Here is a 293-nt window from a genome sequence, read left to right on the forward strand (position 1 = left end):
CCGTCAAGCACGAAATAGCCCGCGATAAGCACGAAGATGAGGAAGAACCACAGCACGCTTAAGAACACCATCATGGCTACTCACCTTCCTTCTTGCTATCGCCCGCGGCGGCGACGGCCTCCGCAACGACGACATCGCCCTCGGCGTCGGCGGCGACCACGGCCACTGCAGCCGCATCGGCGGCAGCAGCGCCCTCGGCAACCGGCCCTTCTTTGATGAAGCGGCCGATGACCCGCGCCCACCCGATGAGCAGCACCAGATACACGAGCACGAACAGGCCCAGCGTCAGCCAC

General features: G+C 64.5%; 1 pseudogene. It reads right to left on the minus strand.

The annotated features are described in order from the left end of the window. Positions 1 to 76: 76 nt before the first annotated feature. Positions 77 to 293, minus strand: a pseudogene (locus NE591_RS15015) (cytochrome ubiquinol oxidase subunit I); the annotation flags it as partial.

The sequence above is a fragment of the Adlercreutzia sp. DFI.6.23 genome (assembly GCF_024462535.1).
Lineage (GTDB): Bacteria > Actinomycetota > Coriobacteriia > Coriobacteriales > Eggerthellaceae > Adlercreutzia > Adlercreutzia rubneri.